The following is a 3,915-nucleotide window of genomic DNA, read 5'->3' as shown; positions in this document are numbered from 1 at the left end:
GCCAGCAGCATGCCCGTCACCAGCAGGAACCGACAGGCGTAATCACGTATCCGAATGCGCGACAAGATCTACTACTCGTGAAAGACCGAGGCTAGATCACTGTCCCGCCCTCGGCCCGCCTCGGAGAGCAGGGGCAGTTCTCCTCGACCGAACAACATGGTGTGATCTGGATCATGATCCGGGGCTGCGTTGGTTTTCGTATTGGTCGACAGAAGCCAGCTAGAAGCTGGCCAGGGGTGCCCGCTGCTGTACCTGAGCCGCCACGAGTGTCCTGCAGCGAGATTCGGTGAAATACAGCTCCCGCGGAAAGGAACCTATGAGTTACAAATACTTACGTTTCGCAGCTACTGTCATTTCTGCTTCGCTTCTCGGGGTGGGTATCTTCGCGACGCCGGCGGTTGCGGTAGATGACCCGCCGCCACCACCCAACTACGATGCCTGCGCCATTTCGGGTGGGTTCTGGAACGGCATCGGTGTGATGAACTACCGAATGGACGCCGACTACCAGTACTTGAAGTTCTACAACTGTCCACTACCTGCCCCGTGGGCCCCGCAGGATGTGTACAAGGTGTCCGTCAACTACGTTGTCAACCCTGACAATGATGACAGCTACACCACGACAAGGCTCGACTTTTGCCTGAGTTCGCAACTAGTCCTGGATCTCGGTGCTGGCGGGCACCACTCCGGGTCGCGGTACCGAAACGGGGCGGCGATCCTGCCCATTGCGATGCCGAGGAAAGATAGCTCTTGCTCGCCGGCGGATAATCCACCTGTACCCCCCGTAGGGCCGCCGAGTGGTCCTCCGCCAGGATCTCCGCCCGCGCCACCGACGGTGAATATCACCGGGACGGTGGTTGCGCCGCGCCACATGTCAGCCGACTCGTCCGGGGATGAACCTATGCGGTCACTTCCCGGTGCTTTGTGGGAGCTTTGGTATGAAGGCAAAGCCGGTAATGAAAACGATCCGGTCGAGTGGCGTCCGGTCTTGACCGAAGGTTCGAGCGGCGTGCCGCTCACCGGGTATCTGGATGATGACGGCCGTTTCGTGCTCAACTTCATCTACCCGCAACGCTATGTCTCGGCCGACGGCACAACATGGCACGGGTGCGATCTCACCGATATCGCCTACATGAGGTCGAACGCATGCGCGGACGACAAGCTCCAACTGCGGATCTACCCAGAGAACTCTGACGCATCTGTGATGATCGTCGAACCCGGTCAAATAAACACCGAGCCGATGATGACCATCGCACTTGGCCTGCATTTCCAGCGGGAGGACGGAGCAGATCACGAGGCATCCGAGCCTGCAGCCCACGCTTATGCGGCAGCGTACAACGTCCGTGACCTGGTGGGAGGCAACCTTCTTGGGAAAGCTCTCATCACCTTCGTGGAGAACGGCGGCTCATACTACGACCCTGAGACCGGCGTTGTCGTGTTGGAGCGAGGCGATGCGGCGGACTTTACCGTGGAGCACGAGCTCGGACACCACCTGTTACACCGGCTCTTCGACGAAGACTACCTTGACTGGTATCGTCCGAACTGCGTCGATCATTTCATCTATCAACGGAGTAGTCCGGACTGCGCGTTCAGTGAGGGATTCGCGAACTGGATAGCGGTACTTGCTGAGAACGAGCCCGGTGAAACATCTTGGACGAAAATCGTATTCAATGATGGTAGCTCGGCGGACTTGGAGTCCCGCGCCCTCTCTGACGGAACGCGCTTCGAGTCCGGTCCTGCAGTTGAAGGAAATATCGCTGCAGCGCTCTTCGATCTCGTTGACTCCAGCCCTGAGGAGAAGCGGTTTAGCCTCATCGACTCATCTTCGGTGCCTCTTCACAATGTCCTGACCGTCATCGGAGAAGCTGAACCCCACAATTTCGACGAGTTTTACGACGAATGGGTAACGTTCCTCGGCACGGAGGATGACGCGATGACATTCTGGCTCAACACGCTCCACTTCGCCGCGATGGAGGATGCGCGAACTGCGGGCGCCGTCGGCGCATGGGAAACCGAAGCTTGCAGTGAGTGCTTCCTAGGGGACGTGGCGGTGGCCAAGGATCCCAAGGCATCGATGAATTGGCTTATGGGTATGCGTCTACAGGATTTCACCATGCAACCCGACCTGTGGAATGTTTGGGTGTACATTCCGGCCGGTAACGGCCTGGACGAGTTCGCTCGCTATCAAGTGCTCACAAAGTCAGGTCCGATCGAATTCACCGTCGATCAGAACGCGAATCAGGGACGCTGGGCGCTGTTGAATCCGGATGACGGTGTCTCCCTCGACACTGAGCAACCGGTCTCCATAACGCTGACTTACGGAAGTGAATCACGATTCGACGGAAAACTCCACGCCGACGGCGTAATGATCACTCCGCGACGGCGGTGACTGGAATTACGGCCTAGAGATTTCGGTGTGCAGGCTAAGGCGCGCAGTCTGCTTTGGTCTGCACACCGTCTCAATCTGGCCCGACCTCTGTCCTCCGAATACCAGCTCAACGAATTAGTGGGAGCCGCCCAAGCGGCTACGGCCGCCCGCAGCGTGACCTCCCTTCGAGCCAGGATGGGGTGCGTGACGCCATGTGGCGAAATGATGCTCTCTGCCTTCTGAGAGCGTTGGCCATGAGATGCTTATCGATGTCCGATAATCTCCAGCGCAATGACGGGGTGAGGGTTACCGGAAGTTGCGAAGTAGCCGCCGGTAGCCAGGGGCGGGCCAGGATCCTGGCAGCTCTTCAGGTGCGCGATGACGCGATCCACGCACGCGCGGCGGAACGCGATCATCTTATTGAACGTGCGGATGTGTTCGGTAAGCGGCTGGTCCGGGGGCCTATCAGGCCGGTGCCGGTATAGGGCGTGCCAGCGAACCCCCAGGTCCGCCGTCGGCGTGCATCCGGTCAGCGAGGCACTCAGCCAAACGGACTCGCGGAAGACACGGGCGTCGTGCGTCGGAGAACCCTCTGATCTGGGGTCTTTGGTGACGACCTCGACGTCGATGTTCAGGGCTGCGACGTGTTCGATCACTCGGTTGTTGAACCCGGTGTCGACCCAGGCCTTGGCCAGGTCGGGGTGGGCGGCTTCGGCCTGGTCGAGCAGGTCGATGCCGATGGTGTTGTCGCCGGCGGCGGCTGTGGTGACGATGACGGCCAGGAGCAGGCCCAGGGTATCGGTGACAATGCCGCGTTTGCGTCCGACGATCTTCTTGCCGGCGTCGACGCCGTGGGTGTGTAGGGGGACGTTGGTCGAGGTCTTCACGCTCTGGGTGTCGATCACGCCCGCACTCGTGGGTGGCGGCGTCGTGTCCGGTCTGGGTGCGGATCGGGCCGGTCAGGTCGAGTTGGGCTGGGTGGAGATGCCGTCATTGGGTCCAGGCGGTGAAGTAGTAGTGGTAGACGGTCGGCCGTGGCGGGAAGTCGTGGGGCAGGTAGCGCCAGGCGATGCCGGTGCGGTTGACGTAGAGGATGGTGTTGAATATCTCCCGCAGGTCGTAGCTGGGTTTGCGGCCGTCGACGCCGGCGTCGGTGCGGGCCTGGCGCCGGGCGGTCAGCCGTGGCGCGATCAGCGCCCAGCGCGCGTCGGACAGGTCGGAGGGGTATGCGGGCCGTCCGGTGGTCATGCGGCCGTTCTACTATCGACGGCAGCCGCTGGGTCGCACTCGATGTCCGGCAAACCTCGCCTTTGTGAATGAGACACGATCCGCTGGAGAAACCCGGTGCCCTAATCTGGGCAAGTACTCCTACAAGCCGCTAACCGCCTCGCGTTCCCGAGCGGAAGGATGACAGAACAAGGCGAGGTACCTCATTGGTAATTGAAACGCCCAGTAACTGGGCGTTTCGATTACGTATGAGGTAGCTCGCGTTGGTTCGCCAGGCGTCCTTACGCTCAAGGACGTAGACCAGCAAGCGGCTTGTGGACGGA

1 protein-coding gene and 1 pseudogene are annotated in these 3,915 nt (G+C 60.4%); one reads left to right on the top strand and one right to left on the bottom strand.

Going from position 1 to position 3,915, the window contains the following annotated elements:
- The first annotated feature begins 373 nt into the window (after window positions 1-373).
- Entirely contained in the window at window positions 374-2,386 is a 2,013-nt protein-coding gene (locus AB0J67_RS39740; protein ID WP_363490774.1) for a hypothetical protein, read from the top strand.
- Window positions 2,387-2,964: 578 nt separating this feature from the next.
- Here the strand turns inward: AB0J67_RS39740 and AB0J67_RS39735 are convergent.
- Window positions 2,965-3,613 (bottom strand): annotated as a pseudogene (locus AB0J67_RS39735) (transposase); the annotation flags it as partial.
- Window positions 3,614-3,915: the final 302 nt, after the last annotated feature.

It is taken from the genome of Catellatospora sp. NPDC049609, assembly GCF_040675365.1.
Lineage (GTDB): Bacteria > Actinomycetota > Actinomycetes > Mycobacteriales > Micromonosporaceae > Catellatospora.
This window is presented reverse-complemented; position numbering and strand designations above follow the sequence as displayed.